This window comes from Ulvibacter antarcticus, from assembly GCF_003688405.1.
In the GTDB taxonomy this organism is placed as follows: domain Bacteria; phylum Bacteroidota; class Bacteroidia; order Flavobacteriales; family Flavobacteriaceae; genus Ulvibacter; species Ulvibacter antarcticus.
In genome coordinates, this window is the sequence record NZ_REFC01000013.1 from 529378 (window position 1) to 546001 (window position 16624).

Genomic DNA, 16624 nt, shown 5'->3' on the forward strand with positions numbered 1-16624 from the left:
TATTTCGATTATATAGTAAACCGATAAATAATTAGCATAAAAAAAGCGACTCTTTTCAGAATCGCTTTAAACCAATAAAAACAAAAAATTATGAATTAGTAATTAATTTTCATCATCACTCGTTTCGCTAGCTATAATAGTTTTAGCTGATGGATTGAGTGGATTAGAATTTTTAAACTCAGTCTCAGATTTAAATAAGAGTAATGAGGCATATCCTTCTGTATCAATAATTTCATTTTCAGCAATCACAATTTGCTGCAAATTTTTAGAATGTGCCAATCCAAGTGGCAAAGTTCCAGTTAGTTTATTATCAAATACATTTAGAAGTTCAAGTTTAGTTAAGTTGCTTAAAGAAGTAGGTAATTGACCTTCAAGTTGATTGCTGCTTAAATGTAACTCTGTTAATGTTTGTACATTCCCTAGAGATGCTGGAATATTACCAGTTAAGTTGTTTCCGTTTAGTGCCAATAACTTAAGTTCATTAAGATCACCAATAGCTGCAGGAATTTCGCCATTCAATTCGTTGAAGGATAATTCTAGCGTTTGTAAATCCGTTAAATTTGATATGGAAGAAGGTAAACTACCAACCATATTGTTAAACATAAGGTTTAAAGAAACTACCTTATCATTTTTTACTAAAACTCCGTACCATTGATCAACAGGTTGGTTAACATCCCAGGTATTTACCCAGTTTTCACCTTGAGTAGCTACGTAAATATCTAATAAGGCTTCTTTTTGTTGTTCACTTACTTGAGCTGTTACAAGAAATGCGCTAAATGCGAAGGCGGAAGTGATTAAGAATTTTTTCATATCGTCAGGTTAAGTTTTTTCCTACAAAACAATGTAAATTAAAAACTTTGTTTGATGATATGCAAATTTATTCGATGAAATGCACTTATTTGTACTACTTTTCTTTAGAAAGCATTTTCAAATATGTCCGATTTACCTCGTGAACACCTTCAAATTGTACTGTTTTGACTCGATTCCCGAAAAGTCCGGATCCTTTTAATGTTTCTTCAGTTTTTCGTGCTTCAGTTATGTACTCATCTTTATTGCCGAAGAGATAAGTCACTTTTGTTGACTTACTTAAGTATGTAAAGTCTTCTTTTTTTAATTCCTTCGGAATGCCTCCCGAATGCAATACCAGATGATTACAATTAATTTTTCGACTTGCCATCCATCGCATAGCGATAGATACTCCCTGAGAGTAACCCAGAATGATGAAGTTAGGCATGTTCTCGGGTTTTTCTGAAGCGAACACCTCATCTATATACTTGAGAACGTTTATGGTGTCTTCTTCGGTGTTTTCTTTTGTTAACCAGCAAGCTCCTACATGTTTAAACTTCGACCCTAGATAATATTTGGATGGTGCCTGAGGCGCAATAATAAAATTCTCCTCACCGTCCAGATCTGAAAAATAGTTGATGAAATAACGACTCAGATAGCCCATACCGTGAAAAACAAGCCATACATTTTTCGTTTTTGGACTTAGTTTATTGGCTGTGCAATAAGTGTTAGAAGTAGTGTAAGAAACTTTTTTTTCCTGGGCCATAAATAATAAGCATTTTGTAATTTTACAAATGTAAATTATTCCTATGAAACTATCTAAGTCCGAAATTTTAACGGCCTGTAATAAGATGTGTAAAAACACACTTATGGAAACTCTATCCATCGAATTTGTTGATGTTACCGAAGATACAATTGTAGCCAGAATGCCGGTTACTCCCAGAGTTCATCAGCCCGATGGTGTTTTACACGGAGGGGCTTCAGTTGCTTTAGCAGAAAGTGTTGGAAGCGCAGGCGCTTTTATATTTTTAGACGCCAAGGATGTGAAAATTAGGGGTATAGAGATAGCTGCCAATCATGTAAAAAGTGTTGTGGATGGTTTTGTTTATGCACATGCTACAGTCCTTCATATGGGGCGTACCACTCAGTTATGGCAAATCCGAATCACAAACGAAATTGGTCAATTGGTTTCGCTGGTAAAACTAACTACACTTACGTTACGTAATTAACTGGAACATGGAAATAGTTCAACTCTTTCAGAAAATTGAAAATCATTATAAAGACAATAAGCCATTTACAATTTACTCATTGCCCGGCAGTAATGTGATAAGCAGCTTGTTTCAGAATACAGACGAAATCTTTACCACAAAGTCCTTTACAGAAGCAGGGATGATTATGGCTCCATTCGATACTGAGCGACTTACTTACTTTATTCCGGAAAATGCCTCAGAAAAAATAGAAACGGCATTTGTACTAGAAGATATTCAAAAAGAAGAAATACAAATTAAAGAATCTTTAGCTGATCATGCCCGACATTTAAAGTTAGTTTCTGAAGCTAAAAATGCGTTGAGAACGGAGAGAATTCAAAAAATAGTCGTTTCCAGAAAAAAAGAGATTTCTCTCAAAAATGTAAATATCACAGCCATCGCACGACGTCTTTTATCATTATATCCTTCAGCTTTTCGCTATATGTGGTACCATCCCAATACGGGACTTTGGTGCGGTGCGAGCCCTGAAGTTTTGGTAAAAATATCAGGATTATCGTTTAGCACTATGGCTTTGGCAGGGACTAGAAAAATTGCAAAAAATCAAATTCCAGATTGGACCACTAAGGATATTACAGAACAGCAATTAGTGACAGATGCGATCACCACAAATTTACAGAAGGTGACCGCTGTGGTAAAACTTTCTAAAACTTATACGTATCATGCAGGTACATTAGCCCATTTGCGCACAGACATTACAGGTGTCTTAAAAAATGGAAAAGCAACTTTAACTACCATCGCTGCTGCTTTACATCCTACACCGGCAGTCTGTGGTTCCCCCAAGATTTTAGCCCGTAAATTTATTATGAATCATGAAGGATATGAGCGCGATTTTTACACAGGATTTATTGGTCCGGTAAGCCCTGTAACTTGCGATTCACAGTTATTCGTGAATTTACGATGTATGAAGATAGAAGGAAGCATGGCTAAGTTATATGTTGGTGGAGGTATTATATCCGAATCTGTACCGGAAGATGAATGGCAGGAAACCTGCAATAAATTACAAACCATGCTACAGGTAGTTCACCCTTCGCTGTAAAAATGTTCTACAATTTGTACCTTTAACACGAATGAAGTATTCAAATAAAATTCTCTCACAAACGATTACTCAATTATGTTTGGCTGCCGGTATAGATCATATCGTCATCTCACCCGGATCTCGTAATGCGGCACTCACAATAGGGTTCACTGAACATGAGGACTTCAAGAATTTTAGCATCGTAGACGAACGTTGTGCCGCTTTTTTTGCCTTAGGATTAGCACAACAATTAAAGAAACCTACCGCTTTGATTTGTACTTCGGGTTCGGCCTTATTAAATTATTTTCCCGCAGTCGCTGAAGCTTTTTATAGCAATATTCCACTGGTGATCATATCTGCTGACAGACCTGCTCATCTTATTGAAATTGGCGACGGACAGACCATCCAACAGGAAAATGTTTTCGGAAATCATATTTTGTTTAACGCGAATTGCATAGAAGGAAGTTCGCATCAGGCGTATAATGAGGAGATCATTCACGATGCTTTGCGAACGGCAATTCATCAAAAGGGACCTGTACATATAAATGCACCATTTTCGGAGCCACTTTATGGTACGACTTCCGAACTTATGTTACAACCGCAGAATATGCTCTTTAGGTTGACTTCGGAAAGTTTTGAAGAAGATCTTACAGCATTTGCTAATAAATGGAATGATGCGAAACGAAAAATGATTTTGGTTGGGGTTTTGACTCCGGGGAGTATTGAAGAAGAATTCATTTACAAATTAGCGGAGGATGAAAGTGTTATAGTTTTGACCGAAACCACTTCAAATTTACATCATCCTAACTTTTTTCCATCTATCGATCAGTTAATAGCACCTCTGGGCGAGTTTGAATTTCAAAAATTACGCCCCGAATTACTGCTCACTTTTGGTGGGATGGTAGTTTCAAAAAAAATAAAGGTGTTTTTAAGGAATTACGCGCCCGACGAACACTGGCATGTGGATTCATATAAAGCCTACGATACCTATTTTGCTTTAAAGAAGCATTTTAAAACGAAGGCTAATGTTTTTCTCAAAAAGTTTTTACCTCATGTAGATATTGTGTCTAGTTCGTATAGAATATATTGGCAAGAGCTTCGGAAATATCGACTGGAGCTGCATAAGAAGTATTTGAAAGAAATTCCGTTTTCCGATTTTAAAGTATTTTCCTTGGTAATCGAGGCACTTCCGAAGCAATTACAATTACAACTAAGTAATAGTGCAACAATAAGATACTCGCAGTTGTTCGAATTTGACAATGATCAAATGGTATTTTGCAACAGAGGGACAAGTGGAATAGATGGAAGTACAAGTACAGCGATTGGAGCAGCAAGAGCGTCAGAGTTACCCTGTGTTTTAATTAGTGGTGATTTGAGCTTTTTGTACGATAGCAACGCATTATGGAACAATTATATTCCTGCAAACTTTCGAATGATCGTTGTTAATAACGGTGGAGGAGGTATATTTAGAATCCTTCCGGGGGCGAAGGAAACTTCACATTTTAATGAGTTTTTTGAGACCAGACATTCACTTTCTGCTAAGCATCTATGCAGTATGTACGGCATTGATTATAAGATGGCAAATGACGAAAATACTGTAGGGACAGCCTTTGAAGATTTTTTCGAGGCTTCCGAAAAACCAATGTTATTAGAGATTTTTACGCCTTCCGAAGTAAATGATAAAATATTGCTGGACTACTTTAAATATATTGCGACACCAAATTAGTTTATTCTAAAAGGCTAGAAGCCCATTCTTTTGCTTCATCTAATGATCCGAAAGTTTCAAAAGGTTTTTTATAAAACCGCTTCTCTAATTTGGCAGCATTTTTTGCCCAGTCGGAGTAACTCACCACGGCGATTCCTTTTAGATTGGGAATCATTTCCAGGTATTTGTAATCGTTCGGGTCTACCGAATAATTATTCACCCTATTTGAAATATATACCACGGGACGAATTCCTACCTGGCTAATTAAATTCAGTAGGATAAAAATACCGGTACGAAATGAGAACAAGGAATCTTCTTTACCTTCCATAATAATAAGATTATCGTATATTTTGATCTCACCTATTTCGGTGTCAAGTACTTTTAATGGTTCGATTACCATTGTAGAATTCGAGATGTCAAGCATAATGAATAATTTGGAATTCAAATGTAGTAAATTCCTACAACAGTTTACTGCTTAATCGATTAACCGCCCGTATTTTCGATTATACGTAAATTATATCGATGAAGAAACAGAATATTGCTCTAATTCTAAAGATAAATAATGAGATTAGCTTTCATATAGATTGATTTCTGAAATATGTATCTTTGCATTTATGATAAAAACTGGTGAATACAATACACTTGCAATCCTTAGAGAGACAGATCCTGGACTATATTTAGGCGATGATGATGAGAATGTGGTTTTGCTACCGCATAAATACAAACCGGAGGAGTTTAGAATTGGCGATGAGCTAGAAGTTTTTGTGTATTTGGATAACGAAGAACGTCCAATTGCTACAACATTGGAGCCGTTTTTATTGCTTAACAGTTTTGGATACTTACACTGTAGTGATGTAAATGAATTTGGAGCTTTTATGGATTGGGGACTTGAAAAACAACTCTTTGTTCCTTTTAAAGAGCAGGCCAGACCTATGAAATCTGGGAATTGGTATATTGTCTATTTATATTTGGATGACATAACAAATCGCCTTGTAGGATCTAGTAAAACTAATCGATTTGTTCAAAATGATGAACTAACGGTTGCTGCTTATGACGAAGTGAATATCTTAGTTACCCACCTTACTGAAAAAGGCGCGAATGTTATTATTAATGGTGTTCACAAAGGTCTAATTTATATTGAGGATATTTTTGAAGACATACGTACCGGTGATAGAATGAAGGCTTTTATAAAGAAGATACGTCATGATAATAAAATTGATGTTGTACTACAAACTCCCGGATATAAAAGTATTGAGCCCAATGCAAATTTTATCATGGACGAATTAAAAGCGGTTGGAGGTTTTCTCCCATTGCATGACAAATCGGATCCTGAGTCAATTAAAAATGAACTGGGTATGAGTAAGAAAAGTTTTAAGAAAGCCATTGGAACCCTATATAAGGATAAGCAGATTGTAATTAAAGAAGATGGTATTGAATTGCTCTCGAAAGATTAATTTGGATTATTAGATGGTTGGATTTTTTGATTGATAGAAGAAAAATTATATTATTTAAAAAATTCCAATTTGCCTAAAGCCTCTTCTCGATACTCCCGAAGCATCGGGATTATAATTCCTTCTAGTCATTCTAAAATCACTCGAAGTGACAAAGTATTCTAATTATAATACCTGCTACCTCATTTATTTGATTTTTCACCAATCACCAATCACCAATCACCAATCACCAATCACCAATCACCAATCACTAATACCCTCTGCTATAGCGATACGGAGCGCATCTGGGACAAATTCCGTAAGGCGGACAGGGATCTAGTAAATCTAAACCTCTCACTTCAACATAAACTGTATTTTTTACTTTAGAAGAAGCATCTGCGCTGTAACCGCTAAATCCAAATCTATTACTATCTTTTGGTTCTACTTCCAATGTTTTAGTGATATAACTTGTTGTAGTAGTAACGGCATTCATCATATCAACTGGTTCCCAATAATTAGTAGAACTAATTCTAAGTGAGTTAAGTGTTTCAGCAAATGTTGGAGTTGCATCCAACGTAAATGTTGACGAATTTTCAACACTTCCTTCCAGTGTTTTTAAAATTGGATCAAAGCTTGGTGCTTCGGTCAATGAGGTAGCATTAATGGTAAAATAACGAGTATCAAAATCGTATTGCCCAATAGCTAGTATAGGCAACATCATTAAAAGAAGTAGCAATTGTTTTTTCATCACACAATACATAACAAATATCACACCAATATAGGATTATAGACTCAACTTATTTGCTGTGTTTTTTGGTAAAGCATCTTTATGGACCATAATACTAATAGTCTTTAAACGCATATATGCTTCACTAAAATAGACATATCCGCCGTTTGCTGTTCGAGTTTCATCATTACCCCAGCTATTTTTTACTTTGTAATATTTAGTACCGTTTTGATCATGTAGCACTCCTGTGATATGCATTAAATGGTCGTCTGTCGTATCAAAATTCTCAAATTCATCCTGTCGATACTCTTGTGTTATGTTCATTTCGGGATATAGACCTTGTAATGCTTTTATATCGTTTTCTGAATCCTTCGGAATAACTGCAACACCATCTTTAGACGAGAAAGTACGCTCACTAACATCACAATCTAATTCTACAGTGAAGCCCTTCTGAAGTGCATTATCTATAGTATTCATCATTTCGTCTAATGGAACATTGTACATGCGGCCATAACTCCAGTTATCTGGAATATTTAAAATGAATTGCTTATAAAATGGCGCATGCGTAAAGGAAGTAATAGTAAGGTAATCTTTAGGTTCGATTTTGGTCATATTACGAAAGGAATCTGGTGTATACTGTTTGCCTTCGTACATAAAAGTATTGAGATTTTTCCCTAAATATACATCCAATACTGCGTCAACAGCATTTCTCCATTTTTTACTTAGCTTTTTTCCGGGATTCTCTACATAAGTATCAACCATAGCACTAAGAACAGCGACCATTTCGGCATGATTATGAGATTCTTCATTGACAAACAATCCGCTAAATGCCTCTTGAGGTACCAAACCGTAATCGGCAACTGAGTTTATTACATCATGTGCCAAACCTCCTTCGCTAAATTGTGCTTTCCCTTGACGCATCACAAAATTCTCTGCCTTTTTTGGGTAAGTATTTCGAACAGTATACATTTCTGAAAGATCAATCTGTTTTCCTGTGATACGCATGATTTCCGACTCCAAAAATGAAGAAGTAGAAAAGCTCCAACACGTTCCGGTTCTTCCCTGACTAATTACGGGAGTAGCTTCCAGATCAATAACTTCAGTAAATTGATAAGCATCTTGTGCAAATAAGCTAAGGGAGGCGAAAAGCATTCCGAAGAAAAGAAACAAATTTTTCATAATAAAGCGTAATTTTTTAGTATTCTGAAGCTATGCTTTCTACATCGCAGCCGTTAAAACTATATATTTGCGTAAATTTAATAAATATGAGCACACCCAACTGGAAAACGGTCAAAGAATATACAGATATCACTTACAAAAAATCTGAAGGCGTGGCGCGTATTGCGTTTAATCGCCCGGATGTACGTAATGCTTTCAGGCCAAAAACTACAGCCGAGTTATTAGACGCTTTTCATGATGCACAGGAGGATACGAGTATTGGTGTGGTATTACTTTCTGCCGAAGGACCATCATCCAAAGATGGGGTATATAGTTTCTGCAGTGGAGGTGATCAAAAAGCAAGAGGTCATCAAGGCTATGTTGGGGAAGACGGATACCATCGTTTAAATATTCTCGATGTACAGCGATTAATCCGTTTTATGCCCAAAGCTGTGATTTGTGTTGTACCGGGCTGGGCAGTTGGTGGCGGTCACAGTCTACACGTTGTTTGCGACTTAACATTGGCAAGTAAAGAGCATGCTATTTTTAAACAAACTGATGCCGATGTTACCAGTTTCGATGGTGGTTACGGAAGTGCGTACTTAGCGAAAATGGTAGGGCAGAAGAAGGCGCGTGAGATATTTTTCCTCGGAAGAAATTACAATGCTCAGGAAGCGTATGACATGGGAATGGTAAATGCGGTTATACCACATGATGAGCTGGAATCCACAGCCTTTGAATGGGCTCAGGAAATCCTCGCGAAATCACCAACTTCCATCAAAATGTTGAAATTTGCTATGAATCTCACAGATGATGGGATGGTTGGGCAGCAAGTCTTTGCAGGTGAAGCTACACGCTTAGCATACATGACAGATGAAGCCAAAGAGGGGAGAGATGCCTTTCTCGAAAAGCGAAAGCCTAATTTCGATAAAAAGTGGTTGCCTTAAATCAATCACCTTCTTAACGATTATTTTTATTTCTGAATGACATATTACTGCTATTAGCTTGTATTAGCACAATTACAGCGTTATAAAAGGTACATTATCGAATAGTTTCTATTGGTAATTATTTACTACGTAAATTTCTGAATACTAACTAATTAATAACAGTAATATGAAAAAATTAATTTTTTTACTCGTTTTTTTATTCATCGCTTTTGCTTGTTCAAAAGATAATGATGAAGTACAATCAGATTTAAACGCTGATTCACATACTACACTCTCCAAGAAAGGGGATAAAGTGGATATTTGCCATAGAAAAGGGAATGGAACATGGCATGTAATTAATGTAAGTTCGAACGCCTTAGCAGCTCACCTTGCACATGGGGATGTGCAATTAATTGATGAGGACGGTGATGGTTTTGTGACGGAACTAAATGAATGTGTTCCCGGTGGAGACTGCGATGACACAGAAGCAACGACTTTTCCTGGTGCTGAAGAAATTTGTGGTGATGGAATAGACAATAATTGTGATGGTGATATCGATGAAGACTGCTGTCCTTATTTTACTGTAGATGAAATTGTTGCTCTTGGCGCAAATTATACTAGCTATTACAATTTTAATGTCGACCCATGTATAACAGAAGAGACCGTCGCTTTTCAAGGTACTCCTTGTACTTTTGGATTAAGTTACGATGTAGCACTATATGGTGATACCATCGTTGTTGATTTAGACTGTAATAGTTACGTGGGAATTGATATTATGACCTTAAACGCCTGTGAAGATGTATTAGTTGCGGCTCAAGCTATCTTAAACAAACCGAATGTATGTAGTCCGCTTCAAGCAGGTACAATTCAAACTTCTAAAAATGCAAACAAGATATTAGGGAATTAATTAAACTTTCCAAACTGATACTTGAACACCAGTTGTCTAATAGATAACTGGTGTTTTTTTTGTTAAATGATACAGTAATGGGAGTTAAGTATTTCATTGTAAGATTTTAGCCACAATGTTGTTTTGTTTTTATAAGTTTGCAATCCCAAACTATTAAAAATCAACTTAGTTGAAAAGCCTACTTTATATCTCCATCCTATATGCGCTGATTCTAGTTTATGGATTAGGATATCTATCTATTGTATTCTTTGGAAATTATGGATGGACGCTATTTTTTTTAGCACCATTTTTATTGGGTTTTATTCCTTCTTTTATAATGTCGAACTTAGGTGTGGTTGGTTTGAAAAAATCAATCTTACTTGGACTTTTCACGCTGTTTATTGCTTGTGTTGGGCTCATCGTTTTTGGGATTGAAGGCTTTATGTGCATCATCTTATCACTACCCTTGTTTATTGTATCTGTTATATTAGGTGCATTTTCATCAACCAGGATCAATCTTAAGATAATGAACAAACCCGGCATGGTACTTGGGATTTTAGCACTTTACTGTGTTGCGTTTTTTACGTTAGATTATTTCAATTACACAGATGAGCTGGTGCCTGTTATTACTTCAGAAGTGATCGATGCCCCTAAAGAAGTTATTTGGGATTTGATTACCCATGATTTAGAAATTGAAAAACCTAATAAATTTATCCTACGAACTGGGATGAGCTATCCAGTTAGTATATCAGTGTATGGTAAAGGGAAGGATGCTGTCCGACATTTTAATTTTTCTACAGGTAGTTATCTTCAACCCATAACCGTTTGGAACGAGCCTAATTTATTACAATATAACATCGATAAAGAACCATTGCACATGACGGAGAGTAACCCTCTATGGGAAATTCACCCGCCTCATCTAACGGGTTATTTCGTTTCAGAAAAAGGGCAAATTAGCTTAACAACTGTGTCAAATGGTAAAACTAAAGTTGAATACAGCACATGGAATAAAGTACATATGACGCCGGTAGCATATTGGAAATTGCTTTCTACTGCAGTAATTCATCATGTTCACAAACAATTTTTCAAATCATTGAAAGAGTCTGTAGAAAGTAAAAAAGCCGAAAACATTTAGTTCTCAGCTTCGTATTTTTTATTAAATGGTATATTATGAAAGCACTTGAAATTCGTTTACAGCTTCTTCAATTTTTTGTTCACCTGTCAAAATTTCGAAAGATTGATTTTTCGCTACTTCAGAATTCAAACTAGTAACCAGAGTTCTGGCTACATCCCATCTAGGGATTTCACCTTGCTCATTTAGACTGTGTCCTAGTTTAATTTTACCTAAACCTTCTTTATTATTTAAAGCTCCCGGTCTTACGATAGTGAAAGTAAGACCACTAATATCCAGATACTGATCGGCATTATGTTTTGCTTGTAAATAGTCCTTAAGTTCATTCGCTTCTTCAGGTTTATCAGCTCCCATAGAACTTAGCATAACAAATTTATCAATACGGTCCTTTTTCGCGGCATCGATCATGCGCTTAGCGCCTTCTTGATCAATCGATTTTACATCTTTCCCACCAGAACCAGCCGCAAATATTATTTTTTGAATTCCTTTTGTTGTGTGAGACACATCATTAGCAAGATCGCCTATCACGGTTTCTATATTTCGAGACTCAAATTGCTTTTTCTGTTCTTCGTTTCGAACCATCGCCACCGGAGTGTACTGATCTGAGTCTTTTAATAAGTTGATTACTTTTCCTCCTGTAGTGCCTGTCGCACCTGCTACTAATACTTTTTCCATAATCATAATATACATCAATATTCCAATGAAAACAATGCATTAACGATGTTTAACTCTTAAGTGAGCCAGATTTAATAAAATTTAACAACATAAAAAAAGCTCCGAAATTTTCGGAGCTTTTAAAGTATTTAATTTAAGAATTCAAGAATTTAGTAAGCCTCATCGTGAACATTTTTAACAGCACGACCACTTGGATCGTTCATATTCTTAAAACTTTCATCCCATTCTAATGCAACCGGCGAACTACAAGCCACCGAAGGAACGGAAGGCACGCTCAAAGCAGCAGCATCACTTGGGAAGTGTTCCGCAAAAATTGATCGGTAATAGAATTCTTCTTTTGAAGTGGGAGGCTGAATAGGGAATTTAAAATGCGAATTTGCCAGCTGCTCATCGGTAACTTCACTATTAACCATTTCCTTTAAAGTATCAATCCAACTGTAGCCCACACCATCGCTAAATTGTTCTTTCTGTCTCCAGGCAACACTTTCAGGAAGCATATCTTGAAAAGCTTCGCGCAATACCCACTTTTCCATTGCTTGACGTGCTTTCGGACTTCCTTGACCACCAATTATCATCTTATCTTTCGGATTTAAACGCATGGCTACATCCATAAACTCCTTATCCATAAAAGGGACACGACCTTCTATTCCCCATGATGCCAACGATTTATTTGCACGAAGACAATCGTACATATGTAATTTGTCCAATTTCCGTACATTTTCATTATGAAAATCTTCGGCAGTTGGTGCCTTGTGGAAATAGAGATACCCACCAAAGATCTCATCGGCACCTTCGCCGCTGAGTACCATTTTAATTCCCATTGCTTTTATGGCACGTGCCAATAAGAACATAGGTGTGGAGGCCCTAATCGTTGTGATATCATAAGTTTCGACATGATAAATGACATCGCGAAGCGCATCTATACCTTCTTGAATCGTAAATTTTATTTCGTGATGGACTGTTCCAATATAATCGGCAACCTTTTGTGCAGCTGCAAGATCCGGAGAGCCGTCAAGTCCAATGGCAAAAGAATGCAGTTGTGGATACCAGGCATTGTCTTTATCACCACTTTCAATTCGTTTATCAGCGTATTTTTTGGCAAGTGCAGAGGTGATAGACGAGTCCAAACCACCGGAAAGTAGTACTCCATAAGGAACATCACTCATAAGCTGTCTGTGAACTGCAGCGTCTAACGCATTCCGAAGATCGGAAATACTGGTTTCATTATCTTTTACATTTTCGAATTCCATCCAGTCACGTGTCCACCAACGCTTCAACTCTCCATCATTGCTGTCTAAATAGTGTCCAGGTGGAAATAGTTCAATTTTAGTACAAACGCCTTCCAACGCTTTTAATTCCGAAGCCACATAAAAAGTTCCATGCTGATCCCAGCCCATATAAAGTGGAATAATTCCCATATGGTCACGAGCGATTAAATACGAATCGTTTTCAATATCATAAATTGCAAATCCGAAGATACCGTTCATTTCATCCAAAAAAGCACTTCCTTTTTCTTTGTAAAGTGCTAGAATTACTTCACAATCAGATTTAGTTTTAAAATTATAGCGTCCTTCAAATTGCTTACGTAGTTCATTGTGGTTGTATATTTCACCATTTGCTGCCAATACCAAGTTCCCATCATCACTAAATAAAGGTTGCTTTCCGGAAGTAGGATCTACAATCGCCAAACGCTCGTGCGACATTAGTACTTTGTCATTACTAAAAATACCACTCCAATCCGGGCCACGGTGTCTAATACTTTTTGACATGGCTAAGATTTGAGGTCTTAGAGCCTCACTCGATTCCTTTAATCGGAACGCACATACAATTCCACACATAATTTCTATTTTTTTATTGGTTAGTTATTCAGTTATTATTTTATTCTTCACTTAATTTAATGGCAAAAAAAAAGCCTGTCAGGTTATAAAAACTTGACAGGCTATATATCTCTACAAGTTTTTGTTAAGGCATATAATTATTATTATTATTATTTAATTCAAAACGTAACATAAACTTGATATTTTGCTTTTATTGAATGACTAAAGTACTATAATTTTTTTAATATCCTAATAAATTTTTATGTTTTGTAGGAAATAACTTATCTCAACTTCGGAAAATGTTTCGGATTTGCCTCGTGCATCATCGCATACACTTTCTCAAATACATCTTCGGTGGAAGGCTTTGAGAAGTAGTCACCATCCGTTCCATACGCCGGTCTGTGCGGTTTAGCCGTAAGTGTTTGTGGCTTACTATCAAGATGTTTGTAACCATCCTGTTCGTCTAATAAGTTTTGTAAAATATAAGCTGAGGCTCCTCCCGGAACATCTTCATCAATTACAAGGACCCTATTTGTTTTCTTCAAACTTTTAACCATATCCTTATTCAAATCTAATGGTAATAAGGATTGTATATCAATCACTTCAGCATCAATTCCAACCTGATTCAATTCTCTGGCAGCCTCTTCAACAATACGAAGTGTACTTCCGTAGGAAATAAGAGTAATATCTGTTCCCTGTTTTAGCGTTTCCACAACTCCAATGGGTGTTCTGAACTCACCAAGATTCGAAGGCATTTTTTCTTTTAATCGATATCCATTTAAACATTCAACGATCAAAGCAGGCTCATCGGTTTCCAACATAGTATTATAAAAACCTGCCGCTTTTGTCATATCACGTGGCACCAAAATATACATTCCTCTTAATAAATGAATCAATCCACCCATTTGAGAACCACTATGCCATATACCTTCTAATCTATGTCCGCGGGTTCTTACAATAAGCGGTGCTTTTTGCTTCCCCTTGGTACGATAGCGCACTGTCACTAGGTCATCACTCATAATCTGAAGACAGTACAAAATATAATCTAAATACTGAATTTCTGCAATAGGTCGCAATCCTCGCATCGCCATACCAATTCCTTGACCAAGAATAGTCGCTTCACGAATACCTACATCGGCAACCCTAAGCTCACCATATTTTTCCTGCATTCCTTCCAGTCCCTGATTCACATCACCAATAACACCGGAATCTTCTCCAAATATCAGCACATCAGAATGTTTACTAAAGATAGCATCAAAGTTATCACGCATAATCATTCTTCCATCAACATCTTCTGAAGTACTATTGTAAGTTGGTTTTACTTCGGCAATGGTCTTTGCATTTTCTTTCTCTTCGGAATAAAGATCGGAACTGTATTTTGGTTGGATAATCTCAAAATAATTTTCGATCCAATCCTGTAGTTGTCTTTTTTCTGAAGAATCTTCACCCAGCACATAACGCAACGATTTTCGAACAGCTGAAGCAATCGTTCTACGAAGTGGTTCCTTTTCTGAAACAAGATCGTTCTTAATCTTTTCTATAAAGTTTTTATTTGAAGAACTTTCGGCCAAATTGGTAAGTAAAGTAACCGCTTCTTGCTGCTCCTGCTTCTGAGGTGCCAAAAATGCGTCCCAAGCAGCTTTCTTGCCATCTCGTACCGCTTTTTTAATCTCCCGCTCCATCGCTTCCAATTCCTCTTCCGAAGCCATATCATTTTCAAGCATCCACTTACGCATTTGGGTATTACAGTCGAATTCTACTTCCCATGCTAATCGAGCTTTATCTTTATAACGCTCATGTGATCCGCTGGTAGAATGACCTTGCGGCTGCGTAAGTTGTTTAATATGAATAAGGCAAGGAACATGTTCTTCTCGTGCAATCTTAGCTGCCTTTTGATATACATCGATCAAGGCGGCATAATCCCAACCATTGACTCTAAAAATTTCGTAACCCGGTTCAGTTTCCGTACGTTGAAAACCTTTTAAGATTTCACTTATATTTTCTTTTGTAGTTTGATGTTTAGCATGTACTGAAATCCCATATTCATCATCCCAAACACTAACAACCATCGGTACTTGTAATACGCCGGCGGCATTAATAGTCTCCCAAAATAGGCCTTCACTTGTACTGGCATTTCCTATAGTTCCCCAGGCAACTTCATTACCATTTACAGAAAAATTCGACTTGTTCTCTAGTCCTTTTACATTTCTAAATATTTTAGAAGCTTGTGCCAACCCGAGTAAACGAGGCATCTGTCCCGCAGTAGGGGAGATATCCGGACTGGAATTGTGTTGTTTGGTTAGGTTTTTCCAACTCCCATCATCATTAAGGCTATGTGTAGAAAAATGTCCACCCATTTGCCTTCCTCCACTCATTGGGTCTGCATTGATGTCTGTATGTCCGTAAAGACCTGCGAAGAACTGATGAATATTCAATTTATCAATCGCCATCATCACAGTTTGATCCCGATAGTAACCACTTCGCCAATCTCCATGTTGAAAAGCTTTTGCCCATGCAAGTTGTGGTACCTCTTTACCATCTCCGAAAATTCCAAATTTCGCCTTACCGGTTAATACTTCCCGTCTTCCCAACAAACTACACTCACGACTAGTGACAGCGATTTTGTAATCGTTCAAAACTTCTGATTTGAAGTCTTCAAAAGATAGTTCACTGTTCGTCTGTGGATTTGTCTGCATAAATTGAATTGTTTTGGGCTACAAAAATAGCGAAAAACGAGTTGCCAAACAACGCTAAACCATAAGGGAGGTCTTAATTTTTTCTAAAGAGTATTCCTTATTTCTCAGTCTTCGGAAGTACTTTAATCACTATAATACGAATTAGGAGTAAAAAAGGGAAACCATGAAGCAGTAAATCAAACCAATCTGAAGCTTCCATTCCCGAAGGATCACCAATGAGCCATTTCAATTTTCCCCAAAGATGTGGTTCAGGGAAGAAAGGTGCAAGTCCTAGTGTTAGGCATAGTAATAGAACAAGTTTCCAATTATTTAAAAATTCCATTTTTCAGTATTCAATATTCAGTATTCAGTGGTCAGTGGTCAGTCTCAGTCTCAGTCTCAGTCTCAGTCTCAGTGATCAGTA

At 36.9% G+C, this 16624-nt stretch carries 16 protein-coding genes; 7 read left to right on the forward strand and 9 right to left on the reverse strand.

Annotated features, from left to right (window positions below):
* Positions 1-102: 102 nt before the first annotated feature.
* Together BXY75_RS11205 and BXY75_RS11210 are read right to left on the reverse strand one after the other, a co-directional pair.
* Entirely contained in the window at positions 103-810 is a 708-nt protein-coding gene (locus BXY75_RS11205; protein WP_121907841.1) for a leucine-rich repeat domain-containing protein, read from the reverse strand.
* Positions 811-904: 94 nt separating this feature from the next.
* The gene (locus BXY75_RS11210; RefSeq protein WP_121907842.1) at positions 905-1552 is read right to left on the reverse strand and encodes an alpha/beta hydrolase; all 648 of its coding nucleotides are present in this window, start codon (positions 1550-1552) and stop codon (positions 905-907) included.
* Between the two features lie 43 nt (positions 1553-1595).
* Here BXY75_RS11210 and BXY75_RS11215 point away from each other — a divergent pair, with 43 nt between their 5' ends.
* Genes BXY75_RS11215 through menD form a run of 3 tightly spaced genes read left to right on the forward strand, consistent with a single transcriptional unit; the run spans position 1596 to position 4795 of the window.
* Positions 1596-2015 carry a PaaI family thioesterase gene (locus BXY75_RS11215; RefSeq protein ID WP_121907843.1) on the forward strand — a complete coding sequence of 140 codons (420 nt, stop codon included), beginning with the start codon at positions 1596-1598 and terminating at the stop codon, positions 2013-2015.
* Positions 2016-2022: 7 nt separating this feature from the next.
* Entirely contained in the window at positions 2023-3090 is a 1068-nt protein-coding gene (locus tag BXY75_RS11220) for an isochorismate synthase (RefSeq protein WP_121907844.1), read from the forward strand.
* 31 nt (positions 3091-3121) lie between these two features.
* On the forward strand, positions 3122-4795 hold the full coding sequence (menD, locus tag BXY75_RS11225; protein WP_121907845.1) for a 2-succinyl-5-enolpyruvyl-6-hydroxy-3-cyclohexene-1-carboxylic-acid synthase: 1674 nt from the start codon (positions 3122-3124) through the stop codon (positions 4793-4795).
* 1 nt (position 4796) lies between these two features.
* Here menD and BXY75_RS11230 read toward each other — a convergent pair whose 3' ends face one another.
* A complete protein-coding gene (locus BXY75_RS11230; RefSeq protein ID WP_121907846.1) occupies positions 4797-5198 on the reverse strand; it encodes a SpoIIAA family protein in 402 nt (133 codons plus the stop codon).
* Between the two features lie 190 nt (positions 5199-5388).
* Here BXY75_RS11230 and BXY75_RS11235 point away from each other — a divergent pair, with 190 nt between their 5' ends.
* Complete coding sequence (locus BXY75_RS11235) at positions 5389-6228, forward strand: CvfB family protein (RefSeq protein ID WP_121907847.1); 840 nt, start codon at positions 5389-5391, stop codon at positions 6226-6228.
* Between the two features lie 247 nt (positions 6229-6475).
* Here the strand turns inward: BXY75_RS11235 and BXY75_RS11240 are convergent, their stop codons facing one another.
* Together BXY75_RS11240 and BXY75_RS11245 are read right to left on the reverse strand one after the other, a co-directional pair.
* Positions 6476-6952, reverse strand: coding sequence for a hypothetical protein (locus tag BXY75_RS11240; protein WP_121907848.1), 477 nt, complete (start codon positions 6950-6952; stop codon positions 6476-6478).
* 36 nt (positions 6953-6988) lie between these two features.
* On the reverse strand, positions 6989-8110 hold the full coding sequence (locus BXY75_RS11245) for a C1 family peptidase (RefSeq protein WP_121907849.1): 1122 nt from the start codon (positions 8108-8110) through the stop codon (positions 6989-6991).
* Between the two features lie 86 nt (positions 8111-8196).
* Between BXY75_RS11245 and BXY75_RS11250 the strand changes: the two genes are divergently transcribed.
* From BXY75_RS11250 to BXY75_RS17020, 3 genes are all read left to right on the forward strand, one after another.
* Positions 8197-9036, forward strand: coding sequence for a 1,4-dihydroxy-2-naphthoyl-CoA synthase (locus BXY75_RS11250; RefSeq protein WP_121907850.1), 840 nt, complete (start codon positions 8197-8199; stop codon positions 9034-9036).
* A gap of 166 nt (positions 9037-9202) precedes the next feature.
* Positions 9203-9922 (forward strand): putative metal-binding motif-containing protein, encoded by a 720-nt coding sequence (locus BXY75_RS11255; protein ID WP_121907851.1) that lies wholly within the window; start codon positions 9203-9205, stop codon positions 9920-9922.
* A 169-nt stretch (positions 9923-10091) separates the two neighbouring features.
* Positions 10092-11036: an SRPBCC family protein gene (locus BXY75_RS17020; RefSeq protein ID WP_147437273.1), complete on the forward strand. Its 945-nt coding sequence runs from the start codon at positions 10092-10094 to the stop codon at positions 11034-11036.
* Positions 11037-11069: 33 nt separating this feature from the next.
* Here the strand turns inward: BXY75_RS17020 and BXY75_RS11270 are convergent, their stop codons facing one another.
* The 4 genes from BXY75_RS11270 to BXY75_RS11285 all read right to left on the reverse strand — a co-directional run bounded on the left by BXY75_RS11270 (position 11070) and on the right by BXY75_RS11285 (position 16543).
* Positions 11070-11708 carry an SDR family oxidoreductase gene (locus BXY75_RS11270; protein ID WP_121907959.1) on the reverse strand — a complete coding sequence of 213 codons (639 nt, stop codon included), beginning with the start codon at positions 11706-11708 and terminating at the stop codon, positions 11070-11072.
* Between the two features lie 149 nt (positions 11709-11857).
* A complete protein-coding gene (asnB, locus tag BXY75_RS11275; RefSeq protein ID WP_121907854.1) occupies positions 11858-13546 on the reverse strand; it encodes an asparagine synthase B in 1689 nt (562 codons plus the stop codon).
* A gap of 260 nt (positions 13547-13806) precedes the next feature.
* Entirely contained in the window at positions 13807-16221 is a 2415-nt protein-coding gene (locus BXY75_RS11280; RefSeq protein ID WP_121907855.1) for an alpha-ketoacid dehydrogenase subunit alpha/beta, read from the reverse strand.
* A 97-nt stretch (positions 16222-16318) separates the two neighbouring features.
* Entirely contained in the window at positions 16319-16543 is a 225-nt protein-coding gene (locus tag BXY75_RS11285) for a hypothetical protein (protein WP_121907856.1), read from the reverse strand.
* Between the last annotated feature and the right edge of the window lie 81 nt (positions 16544-16624).

Excerpts from the sequence above, each read along its gene's own strand:
- BXY75_RS11205 (WP_121907841.1), bottom strand. The coding sequence starts at position 810 with ATGAAAAAATTCTTAATCACTTCCGCCTTCGCATTTAGCGCATTTCTT.
- BXY75_RS11210 (WP_121907842.1), bottom strand. The coding sequence starts at position 1,552 with ATGGCCCAGGAAAAAAAAGTTTCTTACACTACTTCTAACACTTATTGC.
- BXY75_RS11215 (WP_121907843.1), top strand. The coding sequence starts at position 1,596 with ATGAAACTATCTAAGTCCGAAATTTTAACGGCCTGTAATAAGATGTGT.
- BXY75_RS11220 (WP_121907844.1), top strand. The coding sequence starts at position 2,023 with ATGGAAATAGTTCAACTCTTTCAGAAAATTGAAAATCATTATAAAGAC.
- menD (WP_121907845.1), top strand. The coding sequence starts at position 3,122 with ATGAAGTATTCAAATAAAATTCTCTCACAAACGATTACTCAATTATGT.
- BXY75_RS11230 (WP_121907846.1), bottom strand. The coding sequence starts at position 5,198 with ATGCTTGACATCTCGAATTCTACAATGGTAATCGAACCATTAAAAGTA.
- BXY75_RS11235 (WP_121907847.1), top strand. The coding sequence starts at position 5,389 with ATGATAAAAACTGGTGAATACAATACACTTGCAATCCTTAGAGAGACA.
- BXY75_RS11240 (WP_121907848.1), bottom strand. The coding sequence starts at position 6,952 with ATGAAAAAACAATTGCTACTTCTTTTAATGATGTTGCCTATACTAGCT.
- BXY75_RS11245 (WP_121907849.1), bottom strand. The coding sequence starts at position 8,110 with ATGAAAAATTTGTTTCTTTTCTTCGGAATGCTTTTCGCCTCCCTTAGC.
- BXY75_RS11250 (WP_121907850.1), top strand. The coding sequence starts at position 8,197 with ATGAGCACACCCAACTGGAAAACGGTCAAAGAATATACAGATATCACT.
- BXY75_RS11255 (WP_121907851.1), top strand. The coding sequence starts at position 9,203 with ATGAAAAAATTAATTTTTTTACTCGTTTTTTTATTCATCGCTTTTGCT.
- BXY75_RS11270 (WP_121907959.1), bottom strand. The coding sequence starts at position 11,708 with ATGGAAAAAGTATTAGTAGCAGGTGCGACAGGCACTACAGGAGGAAAA.
- asnB (WP_121907854.1), bottom strand. The coding sequence starts at position 13,546 with ATGTGTGGAATTGTATGTGCGTTCCGATTAAAGGAATCGAGTGAGGCT.
- BXY75_RS11280 (WP_121907855.1), bottom strand. The coding sequence starts at position 16,221 with ATGCAGACAAATCCACAGACGAACAGTGAACTATCTTTTGAAGACTTC.
- BXY75_RS11285 (WP_121907856.1), bottom strand. The coding sequence starts at position 16,543 with ATGGAATTTTTAAATAATTGGAAACTTGTTCTATTACTATGCCTAACA.